At 69.1% G+C, this 20,051-nt stretch carries 15 protein-coding genes; all 15 read left to right on the forward strand.

The genetic code is table 11. The features are described from left to right. Positions 1 to 100 precede the first annotated feature (100 nt). The 15 genes from H5T65_04190 (at position 101) to H5T65_04260 (ending at position 19,784) form a co-directional block, all read left to right on the forward strand. Positions 101 to 1,021: a prohibitin family protein gene (locus H5T65_04190; protein ID MBC7258425.1), complete on the forward strand. Its 921-nt coding sequence runs from the start codon at positions 101 to 103 to the stop codon at positions 1,019 to 1,021. A gap of 142 nt (positions 1,022 to 1,163) precedes the next feature. Beyond that, the gene (locus H5T65_04195; protein ID MBC7258426.1) at positions 1,164 to 3,098 is read left to right on the forward strand and encodes a glycosyltransferase family 39 protein; all 1,935 of its coding nucleotides are present in this window, start codon (positions 1,164 to 1,166) and stop codon (positions 3,096 to 3,098) included. A gap of 18 nt (positions 3,099 to 3,116) precedes the next feature. After that, positions 3,117 to 4,376 (forward strand): hypothetical protein, encoded by a 1,260-nt coding sequence (locus tag H5T65_04200; GenBank protein MBC7258427.1) that lies wholly within the window; start codon positions 3,117 to 3,119, stop codon positions 4,374 to 4,376. 57 nt (positions 4,377 to 4,433) lie between these two features. Further along, on the forward strand, positions 4,434 to 7,883 hold the full coding sequence (locus tag H5T65_04205) for a hypothetical protein (protein MBC7258428.1): 3,450 nt from the start codon (positions 4,434 to 4,436) through the stop codon (positions 7,881 to 7,883). Positions 7,884 to 8,249: 366 nt separating this feature from the next. Beyond that, positions 8,250 to 9,959 carry an amidase gene (locus H5T65_04210; protein MBC7258429.1) on the forward strand — a complete coding sequence of 570 codons (1,710 nt, stop codon included), beginning with the start codon at positions 8,250 to 8,252 and terminating at the stop codon, positions 9,957 to 9,959. A 6-nt stretch (positions 9,960 to 9,965) separates the two neighbouring features. Beyond that, complete coding sequence (locus tag H5T65_04215) at positions 9,966 to 11,609, forward strand: gamma-glutamyltransferase family protein (GenBank protein ID MBC7258430.1); 1,644 nt, start codon at positions 9,966 to 9,968, stop codon at positions 11,607 to 11,609. Positions 11,610 to 11,742: 133 nt separating this feature from the next. Next, positions 11,743 to 13,005 (forward strand): NAD(P)/FAD-dependent oxidoreductase, encoded by a 1,263-nt coding sequence (locus H5T65_04220; GenBank protein ID MBC7258431.1) that lies wholly within the window; start codon positions 11,743 to 11,745, stop codon positions 13,003 to 13,005. Positions 13,006 to 13,070: 65 nt separating this feature from the next. Continuing rightward, the gene (locus tag H5T65_04225) at positions 13,071 to 14,207 is read left to right on the forward strand and encodes a beta-galactosidase (GenBank protein ID MBC7258432.1); all 1,137 of its coding nucleotides are present in this window, start codon (positions 13,071 to 13,073) and stop codon (positions 14,205 to 14,207) included. 305 nt (positions 14,208 to 14,512) lie between these two features. Next, complete coding sequence (locus H5T65_04230) at positions 14,513 to 15,307, forward strand: amino acid ABC transporter substrate-binding protein (protein MBC7258433.1); 795 nt, start codon at positions 14,513 to 14,515, stop codon at positions 15,305 to 15,307. Between the two features lie 327 nt (positions 15,308 to 15,634). After that, positions 15,635 to 15,850 carry an SHOCT domain-containing protein gene (locus H5T65_04235; protein MBC7258434.1) on the forward strand — a complete coding sequence of 72 codons (216 nt, stop codon included), beginning with the start codon at positions 15,635 to 15,637 and terminating at the stop codon, positions 15,848 to 15,850. Between the two features lie 46 nt (positions 15,851 to 15,896). Then, on the forward strand, positions 15,897 to 16,118 hold the full coding sequence (locus H5T65_04240) for an SHOCT domain-containing protein (protein MBC7258435.1): 222 nt from the start codon (positions 15,897 to 15,899) through the stop codon (positions 16,116 to 16,118). Positions 16,119 to 16,131: 13 nt separating this feature from the next. After that, entirely contained in the window at positions 16,132 to 16,329 is a 198-nt protein-coding gene (locus H5T65_04245; GenBank protein MBC7258436.1) for a YHS domain-containing protein, read from the forward strand. Between the two features lie 103 nt (positions 16,330 to 16,432). Next, positions 16,433 to 17,566 (forward strand): Zn-dependent exopeptidase M28, encoded by a 1,134-nt coding sequence (locus tag H5T65_04250; protein MBC7258437.1) that lies wholly within the window; start codon positions 16,433 to 16,435, stop codon positions 17,564 to 17,566. A 221-nt stretch (positions 17,567 to 17,787) separates the two neighbouring features. Then, a complete protein-coding gene (locus H5T65_04255) occupies positions 17,788 to 18,834 on the forward strand; it encodes a threonine synthase (protein ID MBC7258438.1) in 1,047 nt (348 codons plus the stop codon). Next, positions 18,828 to 19,784, forward strand: coding sequence for a homoserine kinase (locus H5T65_04260; protein MBC7258439.1), 957 nt, complete (start codon positions 18,828 to 18,830; stop codon positions 19,782 to 19,784). The genes H5T65_04255 and H5T65_04260 overlap by 7 nt, the downstream gene beginning before the upstream one ends. The last annotated feature ends 267 nt before the right edge of the window (positions 19,785 to 20,051 follow it).

Genomic DNA, 20,051 nt, shown 5'->3' on the forward strand with positions numbered 1-20,051 from the left:
TGCTACAATTCCCCCTCGGAATCTCTGTACTGCGAGGCGGCCTATGCAAAAGAAGCCCAACATCCGATTCGTTACCCAAGTCCCCACAGGAGGAGGCAAAATGTCCCGCAAACTCGGCCCGCTGGCCATCGTCCTGCTCGTGCTGCTCATCATCCTGGCGTCGTCCGGCTTCGTGCGCGTGGTGGACGCGGGCGAGGCGTGCGCCATCACCACGTTCGGCGACATTAGCGGCGTTGCCAGGCCGGGCCTGCACTTCCGCATCCCCATCGCCCAACAGTTCAACTGCTACAGCACCCGCGGCATGGTCTATGAGACCTCGCGCGAACCCGGCGAGAGCCGTGCCGATTTCCGCGACGTCTTCGTGGACGCGCAGACTTCCGACGGCCAGCCCATCACCGTAACCTTCAGCGTGCGCTTCTACGTGCCCGTGCAGAACATCCGCGACGTGTACGCCAAGGTGGGCGAGAACATGACCATGGTTACCGAGCGCGTCGTGAAGTTCCACGCTCGCAGCGTGGTGCGCCTCACCATGCAGCGCTATCCCGCGCAGCAACTGTACAGCGGCGACGTGTTCAACGTAGAAGCCGACATCGCCGAGCGCCTTCAGGCTCTGTTCGCCGAGAAGGGCGTGATCCTGGACAGTTTTGCCCTCCGCAAGATCGCCTTTGATGACGATTACATTGCTGCCATTGAACAGCAGCAGATCGCCCAGGAGCAGATAGAGACCGCCCGCTACCAGGCTCAGGCCGCCACGTACCAGGCGGAGAAGATGGTGGAACTGGCGAAGGGCGAGGCGCAGGCGGAGATTGAGCGGGCCAAGGGCGACGCCCAGGCGGAGATTGAGCGCGCTCGCGGCGATGCCCAGGCCATTGAGGAGCGCGGCAAGGCCCTGGACAAGTACCCGCAAATCCTGCAACTGGAGTTCATCAAGCAGTTGACCGGCGTCAGTTGGGGCATCTTGCCCAGCGAAGGGCTGACCCCGCTCATCGCGCTGCCCACGCCGCCTGCCCCGCAACCGTAGGGTGCGATTGCGCCGCCGAGACGCGGGCGCGCAACGGCAGGGAACGAAACCAGCAGGGGCGATCCACCAGTCGCCCCTGCGTAGAGGAGGGTACTCCGCTTTGACCCCCAGGTCGCGGGCAAGAGCCTTAGAATGGGGCCTGTTGCTTCTGGTTGTGGCCGTCGCCGCCGCGCTCCGTTTCGCCTGGCTGGGCGACCTCCCGCCTGGCCTGTACCGCGACGAGGCGTACAACGGCCTGGACGCCGTGGAGGTGCTGCGCGGCACGACGCCGGTATTCTTTGAAGCGAACAACGGCCGTGAGCCGCTGTTTATCTACCTGGTCGCGGGGGCGGTGGCCCTCCTGGGGCGGACTCCCGTCGCCATCCGCATCGTCGCGGCCATCCTCGGCACGCTCACCGTGCCCGCCGCCTACCTGCTGTTCCGTGCGCTCTACGGTCGCAACGTCGCACTGCTGGGGGCGGCGGTGCTGGCCATCACCGTCTGGCCCATCCAACTGAGCCGCATCGGGTTCCGCGCCGTGGCGCTGCCCCTGTTCACCGCGCTGGCGCTGTGGCAACTGTGGGCGGCGGTGTGCACGGGCAAGGGATGGCGGTTCGCCGTGGCGGGGGCGCTGTACGGCGCGAGTTTCTACACCTACCTGGCGGCGCGCTTCACGCCGCTGGCCCTGCTGGCGTGGCTGGCTCTGCGCGGCAGGCGGCATGCCCCGCCCATCCGCTGGCGGAGCCTGCTCATCTTCGCGGCGTCGGCCCTTGTCATCCTGTCGCCGCTGGCCGCCTACGTGGGCGGGCACTGGGCATCGTTCACCGAGCGGGCAGGGCAGGTCTCGGTGTTCAACCCGGCCATCAACGGCGGGGACTTGTGGGGGACCCTCGCCCGTCATGCCATCAAGGTGGCCGCCATGTTCAACGTGCGGGGCGATTTCATCCCCCGCCACAACGTGCCCTTCCGCCCCGTGTTTGACCCCCTGCTGGGCGCGGTGTTCATCCTGGGCGTCGCCGTCGCCATCGCCCGCCGCAGCGAAGCGGACCGACTCGTGCTGCTGTGGGTTGGGGTCATGCTGGGGCCCACGCTATTGGCCGAAGACGCGCCGCATTTCCTGCGTGGCGTCGGCATCCTACCGGTGCTGTTTGCCTTCCCCGCACTGGGGTTGCACTGGCTGGGCGAGACCCTGAATCGGCGCACGTCGCGGGGCCTGGCCGCTCTTGTGCTGGCCGGCCTGCTGGCAGGCGGCCTGGCGTTCACCGTGCGCGACTACTTCGTGCGCTACGCCCGTGACCCGGGCACTGCCTACGCCTTTGAGGCCGGGCCGGCCCAACTGGCCGCGGAGACGAACGCCTACCTCGGCGCGGGTTGGCAGGGGGGCTGGACGGCCCCGCCGGGCGCGGTGGCCGGCGACCGCACGGTTTACCTGGCGCGCCGCCTGTGGGACACGTGGCCCAGCCTGCGATTTCTCCTGGCCGACGCGGGCGCGGTGCGCGTGCTGGGTGGGGCAGAATCCGCCGCGGCCGCTTCGCACGTAAGGCTGGTGGTCTGGCCCTACGAGTCCTACGCGGAGCACCTGCGCCTTCTGCCCGCCGGCAGCGCCATCCGCGCGACGCCCGGCCCGCTAGAACGCGGAGACCTGGACAAGGAGCCGCGCCTGGTGAACATCACGATTGACGCGCGCCCTGCGTCGGAGCGGGACGCGCTCCCCACCGCGCCCGACGCGGTGGTGGGCGAGCGGTTCCGGCTGGCGGGCGCCGAACTGAGTCCGTCCGGCAACCGCCTGACAGTTACGCTCCTGTGGGAATGCCTGAACCCCACCGCCGCCAACTACGTGGTCTTCGTCCACGTGGAGCAGGTCGGGCTTCCTGTGAGCACTGGCGATGGCCCCGCCGCCGACGGCTACTACCCAACGCATTTCTGGCGGGCCGGAGATTGGATTGTAGACCGACATGTGGTAGAATTGGCGCGGCCCTTTGATCCCACGCAAGACAGGGTCGTGGTGGGCATGTACGAGTTCCCATCGCTCCAGCGGCTGCCTGTGGCCGACCGCGTAGGCGCGCCGCTGGGCGACGGCGTCATCCTTTATCCCTGATTTCAGGAGGCAATTGGCATGATTCGTCGCACAACGCTCCATGCATTGATGATCGCCGCATTCCTGGTGGCGCTGGTCCCGCTGCCTGTGCTGGCGGCCCCGCCGTCGCAGGACGCGTGTCCTGGCAACCTGCTGGCCAACCCGGGATTTGAGCAGGGGTTCAGCGCGCGCGGCGCTGGCGAGGTGGAAGTCGCCAATGGATGGGAGCCCTGGTGGATCAACGGGAGTCCCGCCGAGACCGAACAGGGCTTCCTGCGCCGGCCGGAGTACAAGCCGGAGAACGCCCACATCTTTGGGATGCGCCGCGTGCACTCGGGCGTGTTCGCGCAGAAGTGGTTCACGACCTACGCCACCCATACCGGCGGCATCTTCCAGCGCGTCAGCGTGCCTGCGGGGAGTGTGGCAACCTTCTCCGCGTGGGTGCAGGTGTGGAGCAGCCAGGACCCCAATCCGGACGCCGTGGTGGAACCGGGCAACTACCGCGTGTCCATCGGCATTGACCCCACCGGCGGGACCAACGCCGCGGCGGGCACGGTGGTCTGGTCCGACGAGGTGATGCAGTACAACACGTGGATCAAACTCCAGGTGCAGGCCAAAGCCCAAGCCAACGCCATCACCGTCTTCCTGCGGGGGCGCAACGAGTATCGCGTCAAGTTCAACGATTCCTATTGGGACGACACCTGCCTGACCATCGTCCGCCCCACGCCCAAAGCGACGAATACGCCCAAGGCCACCAACACGCCCAAGGCGACCAACACCCCTACCAATACCCCTACGCCTACCGCGACCGCCACGCCCGTCGTGGGCCGTATCTCGCTCCTGGCCTACCAGGACGCCAACGCCAACGGCCAGCGCGACGAGGGCGAGGCCCTGGTGCCCGGCGTGGAATTCACGCTGCAGACCGCCGACGGCGCGCAGGTGGACACGTACACAACCGACGGCGCGAGCGAGCCGAAGGTGTACGGCCAACTCGCGCCGGGCAACTACGTGATTACGGGCAAGTTCCCCGCTGCCTACGTGCCCACCGGCCCGACGGGCTGGGGCATCAGTCTGGGGCCGGGCGCGGCCTTTGACCTGGCGTTCGGCGCCATGTACGCCCCGACGCCTACGCCCACGCGCACGCCCATCGCCACGCGTACGCCGACGCCCACGCCGACCCCGCAGAAGGCCGCGGCTTCTCTGGGGCAGGGCCTGTACGAAATCAGCGGCCTGCTGACCCTGGCCCTCGCCGTGGGCTTGGGCGTGGGGCTATACCTGCGCCGCCGCAAGCCGTCCTAGGCCAAGTCGGGGCCTGCTGCGGGCGCGGCGGCATCTGCCCGCGAAGGAAAGTTGCGCATGTTCGCAGACCACGGGAGAAGCGCAAGGCGAATAGAGTGGCCCCTCGTCGTTGCGCTTCTTCTGTGCGTTGTCGCGGGGTGGCCGCTGCTGGCGTCGTGGGGGATGGTGGAGACCCGCGCCGGCGGCGACAGCCCCTTTCTCCTCGTGCGCGTGCACCAGTTGGTTGCCGCCCTGAAGGAAGGCGTCTTCCCGGTGCGGTGGATGGGCGATGCCGCCTACGGGTACGGCTACCCGTTCTTCAACTTCTACGCCGCCCTGCCCTATTACATCGCCGCGCTGCTCAAGATTCTCGGCTTCACCTACGTGAACGCCATCAAGGGGGCGCAACTGCTGGGGCTGCTGGCGGCAGGGCTGGGGGCGTACCTGCTGGCGAAGCGCCTGTGGCCCAACCCGTGGGGTGCGCTGCTGGCGTCTGCCGCCTACACCTTCGCGCCGTTCCATCTGGTCAACCTGTACGTGCGCGGTGACTCCCTGTCCGAGTTCTGGGCCTTCGCGTTCTACCCCTTTGTCCTGCTCACGCTGGTGCGCCTGTGGGAAGCGCCTTCCATGCGGCGCATGGGCGTTGCGGCCCTGGCCTTCGGCGGCCTTGTGATGACGCACAACGTGTCGGCGCTCATCTTCTCGCCGTTCGTGGGGCTGCTGCTCGTGTATCTCTGGTTCGCGGTGCGTGGCCAACGTCTCCGCCGGCTTGCGGCGGCGGTGGCGGCGCTGGCATTGGGCCTCGCCCTCAGCGCGTGGTTCTGGTTTCCGGCGCTGGCCGAGCGCGACCTGGTTCACCTGGAAGTGCAGACGACGGGCTACTTCTTCTACGGCGAGCACTTCCGCGCCGGCAATCTGGTGCAGCGTGGACTGCTGTTTGAGTATCGGGTGGACGCGGCGGGGACGCCCTTCGCCATGGGGCTGGTGCAGGCGGCGCTGGCCGTGGCGGGGGCCGCGTGGATGGTCGTGTCGTGGGCGCGCAGGCGGCGCGTTGACGGCGGGGAGTTGTGGGCACTGGCGTTTGTCGCCGCCGCGACGGTTTTCATCACGCCCCTGTCGCGGCCCCTGTGGGAGCGCATCCCGCTGTTGCCCTTCGCCCAGTTCCCGTGGCGGTTCCTGTCGGTGCAGGCGCTGGCGGCGGCGCTGGTCATCGGCCGAATTGGGGACGTGCGCCCTAGCCGCGCCTGGATCGCGCAGGGGGCGGCGCTCCTCGTTGCGGTGAGTGCGATCCTCTCCATCCAACCTACCTACCTGCACGTGGGCGATGCGGACATCACCCCCCAGTGGCTCATCCTGTACGAGGCGTTCACGGGCAACGTGGGCTCCACGGTGCGCGCCGAGTACCTGCCCCAGGCCGCCAGCCCGCGCCCGTATGCGGGCGAAGCCCTGTGGGGTGGCGCAGCGCCCCTGCCGCGCGTGCTGGACGGCGACGCCAGCGTCGCGCTTGTAGGGGAGAAGCGTTCCACCGTCCAGACATGGCGCGTGGATGTGCGGTCGGCGGAGGCGCGCCTCGCGTTCCAGACGCTGTACTATCCGGGCTGGCGCGCGTTCGTGGACGGGCGCGAGGTTCCATGTGGGGCGCAGCCTGGGTGGGGGGCTATCGTCGTGGCCGTGCCGCAGGGCAGTCACGAGGTGGCCCTGCGGTTCGCGCGCACGGGCCGGCGGCTCGCCGCCGAGGTCGCGTCGCTCCTGGCGCTGGCGGCGTGCCTCACGCTGGCGGCGTCGGGAATGCGGTGGCGCGCGTGGGTCGTTGGCGCGGGGTGGGCGGTCGCCACATTGCTCGCCGTGGTCGCCATCGGGTTTGTCTTCACGGCGGCGTCGCCCCGCTATGCCCCCGACGACCTGACGATGGATTGGACGGCAGGCCCGTACCTGGGCCACAATCCGGGCGGCGTGCGGTACGAAGGCGGCGCGCGTTTGCTCCGTTACCGCCTGTCGGGTCGGGATATGGCCCCGGGCGATGCGCTGACGGTGGCGCTGGAATGGGACGGGCGCGCCGAGGGCCTGCGCGCCGAGGTGTCGCTGGAGGGCATGGCCGCGCCGTTGTTCGGCGTGCCCGACATGCTGGCTTCCGCGGCGGCGTCCATCGCCGCCGGGCGCAGCGAGCACACGCTGCGCATCCCGCCGACGCTGCCGCCTGGAGCGTACTTGATCCGCGTGCGCCTGCTGGCCGGCGACGCCGAGGTGTCCCCCGTGGACGAGCGCGGCAACCGCATCGGCCAGACGTACCTGGAGCCTGTGGTTGTGTCGGGTCGCGCCCAACTGCCTGCGGGCGCCTCGCTCCAACTGCCGTTCGGCCCGGACGTCCTCCTGCGCGCGGCGCAGGCGGAGCAGACCCAACCCGGCCGTCTGGCGGTCGCCCTGGCGTGGGAGGCGTCGCGGCAACTGCCCCAGAACTACGCCGTGTCGGTGCGCCTGCTGGATTCGGCGGGCGCTATCCTGGCCCAGCACGACGGCCAGCCCAACTACGGCTTCAGCCCGACGGCCCTGTGGGCGCCCGGCGCGCCCGTGCTGGACCGCCACTACCTGGATTTGCCGCCGGGCCTGTCCACCGACGAGGAGTACGCCCTCCAGGTGGTGCTGTACGATGCGAACACGTTGGCGGCGCTGGGCGTCGCGACCGTGCCGGGCGTGCGGCTGACCCTCGTGGATGTGCGCGAGACGTATCCCATCGTGGCGCAGATGGGCGCAGGGTGGGCGTTGAGCGCGGTCCACGTGGACAAAGACGAGGCGTGGCAGGGCGAGCGAATCTCGGTTCGCGCCACATGGGCGACCCTGGCGGCCCAGACGCAGGCGTACACCCTACGGGTGCAACTGCGCGACTCGGCCGGCCAAGTGGTTTGGGAGAACCGCGCACCGCTCACCGAGAAGCCGCTTCCGGCCAACGCGCTGCTGACGCGTCGCTATTCCGTGGACGTGCCGCTGCATCTGGCTCACGGCGAGTACCATCTGGCCTTCGTGCTGGAGGGTGCCGACGGGCGCGAGGTGGGCTCCTACGTCCCCGCCGCGCCTCTCCTCATCCGCGAGCGCACGCGGACGTTCACCGCCCCCGAGATGAGCCACCGCGTGGGCGTGAACTTCGGCGAGGAGGTGGTCCTGCTGGGCTACGACCTGCGGCGCGAGGGCGATGCGCTGCGCCTGACGCTCCACTGGCAGGCCCAGGTGCGCCCTGCCGCCGACCGCAAGGTGTTCGTGCACCTGTTTGACCCCGCCACCGAGCACATCCCCGCGCAGTCCGACTCGCCCCCGCGCGGCGGCGCGTATCCCACGTCACAGTGGGTGCCGGGCGAGGTGGTGTCGGACGAGGTCGTGCTGAGCCTGAAGGGCGTGCCCGCGGGCGTGTATCGCCTGGCGGTGGGCCTCTACGGGCCGGGCGATGCGCCTCGGCTCGCGGCGCGGCTGCCGGATGGCGCGCGCCTGCCCCTGGACCGGTGCGTGCTGGACGAGGAGATTCGCGTGGGGTGGTGAGGGCGCAACCGCGAATCGCGCGAATCCACGCGAATGGAGCGCAGGGGAACTGCTTCGGGGCTTCGCCTTTCGTTGGCGGCCAGGGTGCGACGCGCTTTCGGAAGTGCGTCGCAACTATGCCCATGGCGGGCGCCAGCGCACTTTGGAAGCGCGTGCGATGTACCACCGTAGTGTATCTTCTCCGGTGGGGATTTGGTGGCGCAACGTCCAAATACGTAGGGCGGCTTTGCATAGCCGCCGAACGAAGGGGGCAGGTATGGAAACCTGCCCTATTTTTTGGGACCGCGTTCGATGAGAGTCTATCTATCCATTGCCGTGCCCAAAACGATGCGCTATAATCCTCCCACATCAGCGTGAGGTGCGCAAATGACGAACGAGAAAACCCAAGAAACGGTCTACGACCTGCAATCGGTGAAACTTCCCTACCTGACGGGCTTCCCGCTGCGCCTGATGGCCGCGGTGGTGGAAGGCCCCCTGCGCGGGCTGGTGCTGCCCAGCCTGTTCCAGAGCGCGGGCCTCACCGAGTTCCGCAAGCGGCATTTTGACGACCCGCCCACGTTCCTGCCGCTGCACCCCGCCGAGAGTCCCGCCCGGCCCGACGCGCGCGTGCCCGAGTCGGAATGGCCCGCCGCGCCGCCGGAGCCCGCGCCCGGCTTCCGCTTCGCCACCGTCCACGACTACGCCCGCGCCTACCGCGAAGGGCGCACCGACCCCGAAGAGGTGGCCCGTCGCGCCCTTCAGGCCATCCGCACCGGCGATGCCGCCGACCCGCCCCTGCGCGCCATCATCGCCGTGGACGAGGAAGACGTCCTGCGCCAGGCCCGCGAGTCGGCCGAGCGCATCCGCAACGGCACGGCGCGGAGCGTCTTTGAGGGCGTGCCTGTCGCCGTGAAGGACGAGGTGGACATGAAGCCCTATCCCACCACGGTGGGCACCGCGTTTCTGGGGGCGCAGCCGGCGCGAGAGGATTCCACCGTCGCGGCGCGGATGAGGGCGGCGGGCGCGCTCCTCATCGGCAAGGCCAACATGCACGAGATCGGCATCGGCGTAACGGGCCTGAACCCGCACCACGGCACGCCGCGCAACCCGTACAATCCGCGCCACTACACCGGCGGCAGTTCCAGCGGGCCGGGCGCGGCAGTGGCGTCGGGGCTGTGTCCCGTCGCCATCGGCGCGGACGGCGGCGGCTCCATCCGCATCCCGTCGTCCTTCTGCGGCGTCGTAGGCATCAAGTCCACCTTCGGGCGGGTGAGCGAATTCGGGGCGGCGCCCCTGTGCTGGAGCGTGGCGCACATCGGCCCGCTGGCCGCCACCGCCACCGACTGCGCGCTGGCGTGGGCCGTCATCGCCGGGCCCGACCCGCGCGATCCCCATTCGCTGCACCAGCCCGCGCCCACGCTGGACAACTGGGACCACACCGACCTGCGCGGGCTGATCCTGGGCGTCTTCTGGCCCTGGTTCCGCCACGCCGACGGGGAGGTCGTCGCCGCGTGCGAGGCGCTGCTGGAGCGGTTCGCGGCTGTGGGCGCGCAGGTGCGGGAGGTGGTCCTGCCCGACCTGGAGGCGGGGCGCGTGGCCCACACCATCACCATCGCGGGGGAGATGGCCCAGGCGCTGGCCCCCACCTACGCCCGGCATCACGCCGAGCACGGCTTGGACGTGCGCATCAACCTGGCGCTGGCGCGGCAATTCACCGCCCGCGACTACATCCAGGCGCAGCAGGTGCGCACGCGGTTGATGCGCCATTTCGCCCGCGCCCTGGCCGACGTGCACGCCATCGTTACGCCCGCGACGGCCATCCCCGCGCCGCCGATTCCGCAGGCCGCGCTGGCCGGCGGCGAGTCGGATCTCACGACGCTGATGGCGATCATGCGGTTCGCGCCGCCCGCCAACATGACCGGCCTGCCCGCCATTTCGTTCCCGGCGGGCTACACCCAGGCGGGCCTGCCCATCGGGTTCCAGGTCATCGGCCGCCCGTGGGACGAGCCGACGCTGTTGCGCCTGGCGCTGGCCGCCGAGGGCCTGGTGGAGCGCCGCAAACCGCAGGTGCACTTTGACCTGCTGGGGCAGGGGTAGGCGCTCATGGATGTTGGCCGCAGGTCGTTCGCGTCGCGGCGATCGCCGGTGCTGGCCACCCGCGGGATGGTGGCCACCAGCCAGCCCCTGGCCGCGCTGGAGGGGCTGCGCGTGCTCATGGACGGGGGCAACGCCGCCGACGCCGCCGTAACCGTCGCCGCCATGCTGGGCGTCGTGGAGCCGATGTCCACCGGCGTGGGGGGCGACTGCTTCGCGCTGGTGTGGTGGACCTCACCCCCGGCCCGCAGCGAGACCGCCGGCCGCGTGCGCGGAGGGGGCGAGGCGTTCGCGCTGAACGGGAGCGGACGCGCCCCAGCCGCTTTCACGCTGGACGAGGCGCGCCGCTTGGGCTTGCGTTCCATCCCATCCGATAGCGGACTGGCCGTAACCGTGCCCGGAGCGGTGGCCGGTTGGGAGGCGCTGCTACGTCGCTTCGGCACGATGACGCTGGGCGAGTGCCTGGCTCCGGCCATCCGCGCCGCCGAGCAGGGGTTTGCCGTAACGCCGATCATCGCCCGCGACTGGCGCCACGCCGCGCGCAAACTGGCCCGCGACGCCGAGGCAGCCCGCGTGTATCTGCCCGCGCCGAAAGCCGGCAGTATTCACCGCCAGCCGGATTTGGGCCGTACCCTTCGCGCCATCGCCGAGGGCGGGGCCGACGCCTTCTACCGCGGCCCCATCGCCCGCGCCATCGCCGACTGCGTGCAGGCTCACGGCGGCTTCCTGACCGCCGACGACCTGGCCACGCATACGGCCGACTGGGGCCGGCCCATCGCCACAACGTATCGCGGCGTGGAGGTGCTGGAGCACCCGCCCAACGGCCAGGGCCTGGCCGCGCTGGTGGCGCTGAACATCCTGGAGGGCTACGACATCGGCGGCATGGGCTACTGGGACGCCGCCCGCTGGCACTGCATGGTGGAGGCGGTGCGACTGGGGCTGGCCGAGGCGCTGACGCATGTGGGCGATCCGGCGTTTGCCGACGTGCCCGTGGCGCGCCTGCTGTCGCGCGAGCACGCCGACGCGCTGCGCTCGCGCATTCGGCCCGACGCCGTGCTGGACTTGTCCGCCCCGACGGTTCCCGCTTCACGCGATACAGTTTACATAAGCGTTGTGGACGGCGCGGGCAATGCCGTGTCGTTCATCAACAGTTTGTTCCACCCGTTCGGGTCGGGCATCGTAGTGCTGGGGACGGGCATCTGCCTGCACAATCGGGGCACGTCGTTCCGCCTGGAGCCGGGGCATCCCAACGTTCTGGCGGGCGGCAAGCGGCCCTACCACACGATCATTCCGGCGCTGGCCCTGCGCGACGGGCGGCTGTGGCTCTGCTTCGGCGTCATGGGCGCGTTCATGCAGCCGCAAGGGCACGTGCAGGTGCTGGTGAACATGGTGGACTTCGGCATGGATCCGCAGGCCGCGCTGGATGCTCCGCGCTTCCGCGTGGACGAGCAGGGGAGCCGCCGCGTGGACGTGGAGAGGACCGCGCCGCTGGGCCTGCGCAAGGCGCTGGCGACGTTGGGCCACGACGTGCAGGCGACCGTGTTCGGGGAGTGGTTTTTCGGCGGGGGGCAGGTCATCGCCGTGGACCCGGAGACCGGCGCGCTCTGGGGCGGCTCGGACCCGCGCAAGGACGGCTGCGCCGTGGGATGGTAGAGTAACGGAATCCACGAATAACACGAATCTACGCGAACGGGCAAGAGATATTCGTGGAGATTCGTGTCCGTTTGCGGTTTCAGCCCGCCCGCTCTGCGGTGGGCGTTGAGCGCGTGTCTTGCGGAAGGGGACGATGACTGAGGGGTTCGTTGCGTCGGCAGACATCATCGTTGTGGGCGGGGGCGCTTCGGGGATGATGGCGGCGGGGCGCGCGGCGGAACTCGGCGCCGACGTCCTGCTGCTGGAGAAGATGCCGCGCCTGGGCACCAAACTCCGCATCACCGGCAAGGGCCGCTGCAACCTGACCAACGTGGCCACGCTGGACGAATTCATCGCCCACTTCGGGCCGAACGGGCGGTTTCTGTACAACGCCTTTGGCCGCTTCTTCGTGGACGACCTGCGGGCGTTCTTCGCGCGCATGAGCGTGCCGACGGTGGTGGAGCGGGGCGGGCGCGTGTTCCCGGAGTCCAACCAGGCCGCCGACGTGGCCGAGGCGCTGCGCCGCTACTGCCAGGACGCGGGCGTCCGCGTGCGCTACAAGACGGCGGTGGACCGCCTGCTGGTGGAAGGCGGGCGCGTCGTCGGCGTGGGCGCGGGCGAGGCCGAGTTCCGCGCGCGGGCCGTCATCCTCGCCACGGGCGGCGCGTCGTACCCGAGCACCGGCTCCACCGGCGACGGCTACCGCCTGGCCGCGTCGGTGGGGCACACGATTGTCCCCATACGCCCCGCGCTGGTCCCGCTGGAGACCGCCGAGCCGTGGGTCCCGCGTATGATGGGCGTTTCGCTGCGCAACGTGCGCGCCACGCTGTACGTGGACGGGAAACCCGTTGCGTCGCAGTTCGGCGAGATGCTCTTTACTCACTTCGGCCTGTCGGGGCCGATCATCCTGACGCTGAGCCGACATCCCGCGCTGGCCTCTCGCCCCTCGCCCGACACGCGGGTGGAGGTGGGCGTGGACCTGAAGCCGGCGCTGTCGGACGAGAAACTGGATGCGCGACTTCGCCGCGACCTGGACGCCCACGGCAAGCGAACCTTCCGCTCCATCGTCAAGGGGCTGGTGCCGGCCAAGATGGTGGACGTGCTGGTGGAACTGTCGGGCGTGCCTGGGGACAAGCCGGCGCACCAGATCACGGCGCAGGAGCGGGCGCGGCTGTTCGGCTTGCTGCGAGATTTGCGCATGACGGTGGTGGGGCAGCGGCCCCTGCGCGAGGCCATTGTTACGGCGGGGGGCGTGGCGCTGGGCGAGGTAGACCCGCGCACCATGGAGTCGCGGCGGGTGGCGGGGCTGTACTTCTGCGGCGAGGTGCTGGATTTGGACGCGGACACCGGCGGCTACAACCTACAGGCGGCGTTTTCCACGGGCTGGGTGGCGGGCGAGAGCGCAGCGAGGCGTTAGGCGCATTTGCCTTGCCGCGCCCGCCGCTGTATGATGCCTGTACCATACCCAAAGGCCGGATGCCCATGACTTCCTACGCGCACAACAACCCCCTGCGGCGCATCTCGGCGACGCGCCGCGTCTGGGCGCGCATCCTGGCGGCGGTGCTGGCCATCGTGGCGTGGCGGGCCGTGGACCGACCGCCGGCGCCCCTGGTGGTGCCGGGGCTGCAACAGACGGTGCTGACGCGCAACCCGAAACTCGGCCTGCACACGCGCCTGACCGATGAGGTGGAACCGTGGAAGATCAAGCGTTCCCTTCAAATGGTGCGGGAGATGGGCGCGCCGTGGATCGTGGAGTACTTCCCCTGGGCCTATTACGAGCCGGAGAAGGGCCGCTTTGACTGGGCCCACGCCGATTTGGTGGTGGACCATGCGGTAGCCCAGGGGCTGACGGTCATCGCGCGGCTGGGGTTTGTGCCGGTGTGGGCGCGGCCCAAGGAGACCACCTTCACGTACCTGGACGCCGATGGGTACGACGACTTCGCCGATTACGCCGCGGCGTTCGTGGAGCATTTTCGCGGGCGCGTGTCCTACGTGGTCATCTGGAATGAGCCGAACCTGGCCGCCGAGTGGGGCAACCGCCCGCCCGACCCGCAGGCGTACACGGCCTTGCTCAAGACGGCCTACGCGCGCGTCAAGGCCGCCGCGCCAGAGGTTACGGTGCTGGCGCCGGCTCTCGCACCCACGCTGGCCCCGCCCGGCAATCCGTGGGCCATGGAGGACCTGGCGTTCCTGCAGGCCATGTACGACGCCGGCGCCGCGCCGTACTTTGACGCCCTGGCCGCCCACACCTACGGCTGGGGGTTCCCCGCCGACGACCCGCCCGCTCCCGACAAGGTCAACTTCCGTCGGGTGGAACTGGTGCGCGCCCTCATGGAGGCCAACGGCGACGGGGACAAGGCGGTGTACATCACCGAGACGGGCTGGAACGACCACCCGCGCTGGACCAAGGCGGTGAAGCCGGCGCAGCGCATCGCCTACTCGGTGGAGGCGGCGCGCATGGCGCTGGAGGATTGGCCGTGGTGTCGGGCGCTGGTGTTCTGGGTGTTGCGGTTCCCGCGCCCGCAGTTGACCTATCAGGACGCGTTCACGTTTGTAACGTCCGATTTCGTCGCGAAGCCGGTGTATCGGGCGCTGCAAGAGGCGTATGCGGGCCATTAGCCGTTGGCCAGTGGCCATTATTGAATCTCGCTACTCCAATAGAACACTCGCATCTTGAGTTCGGCCCGTCAGAGCAGGGGGCCGCTAGACGTAGGGCAAATTGCCAATTTGCCCTACGATGGCCGCCGAGAGAGCAGCGCCAACCGAATGTGCGACCTCCCGATGGGCCTCCTGGCGCTATGTTACCACATCGTGCGTTCTTATGAAAAAGCGAGCGTGAGTAGCCGTTGGCCTTTAGCCTACGATGGGAGGTCATCTGGTCGGCCAACGGCCAGAGGCGAGGGGTGGCTCACGTAGGAGATACCATGACTCGCAAGCGGTGGCTCATCGGGGTTGGAGTGGCCGTCGCGGTGGCGGCGGTCGTCCTGTTGCGCCTGCTCGGCGGCGGCCAGGCCGACAAGGTCTGGGCGCGCATCCAACGCGAGGGTGTGCTGCGCGTCGGGATGGACGCCAGTTACCCACCGTTTGAGTTCGTGGACGGCGAGGGGCGGTTCCGCGGCCTGGACGTGGATTTGGCCCAGGCGCTGGCCGAACGGTGGGGCGTGCGGCTGGAGATTGCCAACGTGGGGTTTGATGGCCTGTACGACGCGCTGCGCAACGAGAAGTTTGACCTCATCGTGTCGGCGCTGCCCTATGACCCGTTTCTGCGCAAGGATTTCGCCTTCTCATACTCGTACTTCAACGCCGGCCTGCGATGGGTGGCGCGGCCCGACGTCCTGGCGACGCTGGCCGACCCTTCGGGTAGGCGCGTGGCGGTGCAGACCGGCTCCAGCGCCGACGTGGAGGCGCGGACGCTCCAGCGGCGCTTCCCGCAGATGGCGCTGGTAACCGTGGACGAGGTGGCGCAGGTGGGCCAGGCGCTGGCCGACGGGGATGCCGACGCCGCCATCCTGGACGGCGTGAGCGCGCTTCAGTTCGTGGCGGCGCACTCGGGGTTCGCGCTCGGCGATACGCTCCTGACCGACGAGCCTTACGTCATCGCCCTGCCGCTGGACGCGCCCACGCTGAAGCGCGAGGTCAACGCGGCGCTGGTGGACTTCCGCGAGTCGGGGCGGCTGGACGCCTGGATTCGGCAGTGGTTGGGCGGGGCGTCGGAGTGATGGGAAAAAGCGTTTGTGTCAGCGGTTGGCCGCGCACATGGGCAGCCGTGCTGTTGGGCGCAGTGGGGCATCATGATGGCGGGTAGAAGTCGCATTCCCGTCTAGATGACGCCTGCGCACTGTCATGCCGACCCTTGCCTTGAGATTGCCCAGGGAACCGCAACCTCTGCGGTTGCCCCGCGCTATTCTCCCTATCCTGGTCTCCGCCATTTGGCGCATGTGGTTTGCTCCTTAACGTGCTAAACTCAACGCAGAAGACAGAGATAAGCCCCGCCGCGCGTAGAGATGTAGGGAGGCAGGGGGTGAGTCTGAAAGGGAGGAGACTTTATGATGGGACTAGGAGCATTCGGAATGGTGTTGCTTTGGGGAGTGGTTATCGCCCTTATCGCGGGCGGCGCGGCTTTGCTGGTGCGACAGGCGAGCGGCTTTTCGTCAGCGGACTCCCGAGGAAAGCCCGATGCGCGCCAGATTCTGGACGAGCGACTGGCCCGCGGGGAAATCAGCCGCGATGAGTATGATGAACTTCGCGCCAGACTTGGATAACTAGGAGGGAGACATGGGATTCTGTTGTGGTGGACTTGGATGGGGATTGGGAGGCTGGGGAGGTCCGGTCATCATCGGATTGGTTCTGAATGCCCTGCTTTTGATCGGCCTCGTTGTGCTGGGGGTTGTGGGCGTGCGCTGGGCGGTGCGACAATTCACGCCGCGAGGCACAGCAGGCGATGCCATTGAGATCGCGCGCCGTAGGCTTGCCGCGGGCGAGATCAACGTCGAGCAGTTTGAGGAGATCCGAAAGCGACTTCAAGTGTAAGGAGGCATGAATCATGGCTCAAGTGAAAGATGTGGTGTGTGGTATGATGGTGGATCCTGAGACCGCGCCCGCCAGAACCGAATACGAGGGCCAGATGTACTACTTCTGCGCACAGGGATGCAAAGTGGCATTTGACAAAGACCCCGAGCGCTACCTGCGCCAGGCCCAGGGACAGCACGAAGGCCATCCCCAACACGGCCATTGCTGCTAGTCTCGCATCGCGCCCGACCCGCGACGCGCCCATGGGGTGCGTCGCGGGTTTTTGTTTGCGCACGGCCCTCGTGCTACAATGCCCGCGCAAGGAGAATCGCGCCATGACCGATACCCTGTCGCCGTTGCCCACCGTGCCCCCCAGGTCGCGCCGCTCCTGGCTCCCTTTGGCCATCGCGCTGGCGCTCATCCTGGCCCTGCTCGGCCCCGCCGCGGCCCAGCAGCCCGCCGCCTATGACCCCGCCATCGCCAACATGATGGCGCTGATGAGCAGCGACACCCTCATCCGCTACGTGTCCGAACTCAGCGGCGAGGCGGTGGTGTACCTGGGCGACCCGCCCACGCCCCACACCCTCATGACCCGCTATTCGCGCTCGCCGCACATTGAGGAGGCCGCGCAGTACCTGGTGGAGTTCTACCGGCGCATCGGCCTGGCGGTGGAGGTGCAGCGCTACGGCGATGGCAACTGGCCCAACGTCATCGCGACCCTCCCCGGCGCCACCCAGCCAGACAAAATCGTCATCCTGTGCGCGCATTTTGACGACGTCTCCGAGCAGCCCATGTTCTGGGCGCCCGGCGCCGACGACAACGCCAGCGGCACTGCCGCCGTGATGGCCGCTGCCGAAATCCTGCGCTACCACGCGTTTGCCTACACCATCCGCTTTGCGCACTTCTCGGGCGAGGAGCAGGGGATGCTCGGGAGTCTGGCCTACGCCCAACTGCAACGGGCAAGCAATGCGAACATCGTCGGCGTGGTCAACCTGGACATGCTGGCGTGGGACTCCGACGCCGCGCCTATCATGGAACTGCACGCAGGGATGCGCCAGGACAGTTACCAGGTGGCCCTTGCCTTCGCGGGCGTCGTCGCCGACTACGGTCTGCCGCTCACGCCCGAGGTCAAGCGAGCCGGCTCTATCGGCGCGAGCGACCACTCGTCGTTTTGGACCTACGGCTACCCTGCCGTGCTGGCCATTGAGGACTGGCAGGATTTCAACGCCCACTATCACACCACGCGCGACCGGGTGAGCGCGTTCAACGTGCCGTACTACACGGCGATGGCCCGCGCCAGCCTGGGGACGGTGGCCGTGCTGGCCGGGCACCTGGGCGAGTCCACGTGGACACCCACGCCGACGCCCACGCTGACTACGACCCCAACGCCCACGGCCATGCCTGTGCCCTCTGCGACGCCGCGCCCGCCACTGCCATACAGGCTCATCTTCCCGTTTGTGTTCCTGTAGCGCGGGCTTGTGGCCTGCCCCCACAGATGCGGCCCCACTCGCTTTTTCGCGGCGTGGGTACAGGCGCGACTCACTCCGGAAGTGCGTTGCACCTTGCAGATTCCGCCTTCGCCAACCTGACGATGCCCGGCCATTCTCGCCCGGAACAGCGACCCCCGTTGCGTTTGGCGTCTTGACGGGGTGCGCGCGTTGCGAGTACAATGCGCGGCAAGGAGACGGCTATGAAATCCGGCATTCTGCTGCGCTACCGCGACTATCTGCCTTTCACCCGACTCACGCCGCCGCTGTCGCTGGGCGAGGGCGACACGCCCCTGGTTCCCGCCCCGTGCCTCAGCGAGGCGCTCCACGCCGATGTCTGGCTCAAGGTGGAGGGGTGCAATCCCACCGGCTCGTTCAAGGATCGCGGGATGGTGGTGGCCGTATCCAAGGCGGCCGAGGACGGGGCGAAGGCCGTCATCTGCGCGTCCACGGGCAATACCGCCGCGTCGGCTGCCGCCTACGCTGCCCGCGCCGGCCTCCAGGCCATCGTCATCGTCCCCGCCGGCCACATCGCGCTGGGCAAACTGGCCCAGGCGCTGATGCACGGCGCGCGCGTGCTGGCCGTCCGCGGCAACTTTGACCAGGCGCTGGCCCTCGTGCGGCAACTGGTGGAGCGCCATCCGGTGGCGCTGGTGAACTCGGTGAACCCCTACCGCATAGAGGGCCAGAAGACCGCCGCCTTTGAGATTTGCGAGGCGCTGGGGAAATCGCCCGACATTTTGGCGATCCCCGTGGGCAACGCAGGCAACATCACGGCCTACTGGCGCGGGTTCCGCCAGTGGCAGGCAGCGGGACACATCCGCGCGCTGCCGCGCATGTGGGGGTTCCAGGCCGAGGGCGCGGCCCCTATCGTCCGGGGCGAACCGGTCGCCGAGCCGCGCACCGTGGCCACGGCCATCCGCATCGGCAATCCGGCCTCGTGGCAGGGGGCCGTGGCAGCGCGCGACGAATCCGGCGGCCTGATAGAGGCTGTCAGCGATGACGAAATCCTCAGTGCCCAGCGCCTGCTGGCGCAGACCGAGGGCATCTTCTGCGAACCGGCATCCGCGGCGTCGGTGGCCGGCGTGCTGAAACTGGCCGGGCAGGGGCGCATCCCGCCGCGAACCCGCATCGTCTGCGTGCTCACCGGCAGCGGCCTCAAGGATCCCGACGCCGCGCTGGCCGCCGCGCCCCGGCCCACCGAGGTCGCGCCCGACCTGTCCGAGATTGAGGGGGTGCTGGGATGGTAGGGAGCAAGGTCGTCGTGCGGGTGCCGGCCACCACGGCCAACCTGGGCCCGGGGTTTGATTGCCTGGGCATGGCGCTGGCCGTGTACAACACCGTAACCGTGTACACCACCACCGGCGGCTTGAGCGTGCGGATTGAGGGCGAGGGGGCCGAAGATCTGCGGTGGGGCCAGGAAAACCGCGTCCTGCGCGCCATGCGCCTGGCTTTCCAGGAAGCCGAGGAGCGGCTGCCTGGCGTCGCCATTGAGTTGCAGAACCAGATTCCGCTGGGGCGGGGCCTGGGGTCCAGCGCCGCTGCGACCGTGGGCGGGCTGGTGGCGGGCAACGCCCTGTGCGGTGGCCCGCTCCCCACCGACCGCCTGCTGGCCCTGGCCACGCAACTGGAAGGCCACCCCGACAACGTCGCTCCGGCGCTGCTGGGCGGGCTGGTCATCGCCGTGCAGGACGAGCAGGGTCTCATCTACGAGCGGCTGGACGTTCCGCCAGACCTGACGGCGGCGCTGTTCGTGCCGGATTTCCCCATGCCCACCGCCGAGGCGCGGCGCGTGTTGCCGGCGCAGGTGCCGCGCGCGGATGCCGTGTTCAATATGGGGCGGGTGGCGCTGCTCGTCGCGGCCATGGTCCGCCGTCGCTACGACGTGCTGGACGTCGCCACGCGCGATCGGCTGCACCAGCCGTACCGCGAGGCCATCTTCCCGGCGATGCCTGCGCTGTTTGACGCGGCGCGAGAAGCGGGGGCGCTGGGCGTCTTCCTAAGTGGGGCCGGCTCCACCGTCATCGCCCTGTGCGCGGGCAACGCGCCTGCGGTTGCCGAGGGCATGACTCGCGCGGCCCAGGGACTCGGGCTGGCCGGCAAGGCTCTGGTCGCGCCTCTGGCCGACGAGGGCGCGCAGGCCGAGGTGGTACAGCCCCCACGGCGCCGCGCCCGGCCCGCTGCGTCGGATCATTGGTAGCGCCGTGGCAGTCAACGCGGGGCTGAACCCCCGCGCTGAGGGTGCGAAGCCCCGTTGGGGCTGGGTGGCGCGCGGGGCTAAACCCCCGCGCTGAGGGTGCGAAGCCCCGTTGGGGCTGGGGTAGCCCGCAGGGCTTTGTCCATTTAGCCCGATGGCTTTAGCCTCGGGCGAAGGCGCGTGTGCGGGGTGGCGCGCGGGGCTGAACCCCCGCGCTGAGGGTGCGAAGCCCCGTTGGGGCTGGGGTAGCCCGCAGGGCTTTGTCCATTT

Source organism: Chloroflexota bacterium (genome assembly GCA_014360805.1).
Lineage (GTDB): Bacteria > Chloroflexota > Anaerolineae > DTLA01 > DTLA01 > DTLA01.

Coding starts and splice junctions, on each gene's coding strand:
- H5T65_04215 (MBC7258430.1), top strand. CDS start 9,966: ATGGATGTTGGCCGCAGGTCGTTCGCGTCGCGGCGATCGCCGGTGCTG.
- H5T65_04255 (MBC7258438.1), top strand. CDS start 17,788: ATGAAATCCGGCATTCTGCTGCGCTACCGCGACTATCTGCCTTTCACC.
- H5T65_04260 (MBC7258439.1), top strand. CDS start 18,828: ATGGTAGGGAGCAAGGTCGTCGTGCGGGTGCCGGCCACCACGGCCAAC.
- H5T65_04230 (MBC7258433.1), top strand. CDS start 14,513: ATGACTCGCAAGCGGTGGCTCATCGGGGTTGGAGTGGCCGTCGCGGTG.
- H5T65_04210 (MBC7258429.1), top strand. CDS start 8,250: ATGACGAACGAGAAAACCCAAGAAACGGTCTACGACCTGCAATCGGTG.
- H5T65_04220 (MBC7258431.1), top strand. CDS start 11,743: ATGACTGAGGGGTTCGTTGCGTCGGCAGACATCATCGTTGTGGGCGGG.
- H5T65_04235 (MBC7258434.1), top strand. CDS start 15,635: ATGATGGGACTAGGAGCATTCGGAATGGTGTTGCTTTGGGGAGTGGTT.
- H5T65_04205 (MBC7258428.1), top strand. CDS start 4,434: ATGTTCGCAGACCACGGGAGAAGCGCAAGGCGAATAGAGTGGCCCCTC.
- H5T65_04200 (MBC7258427.1), top strand. CDS start 3,117: ATGATTCGTCGCACAACGCTCCATGCATTGATGATCGCCGCATTCCTG.
- H5T65_04190 (MBC7258425.1), top strand. CDS start 101: ATGTCCCGCAAACTCGGCCCGCTGGCCATCGTCCTGCTCGTGCTGCTC.
- H5T65_04245 (MBC7258436.1), top strand. CDS start 16,132: ATGGCTCAAGTGAAAGATGTGGTGTGTGGTATGATGGTGGATCCTGAG.
- H5T65_04250 (MBC7258437.1), top strand. CDS start 16,433: ATGACCGATACCCTGTCGCCGTTGCCCACCGTGCCCCCCAGGTCGCGC.
- H5T65_04225 (MBC7258432.1), top strand. CDS start 13,071: ATGACTTCCTACGCGCACAACAACCCCCTGCGGCGCATCTCGGCGACG.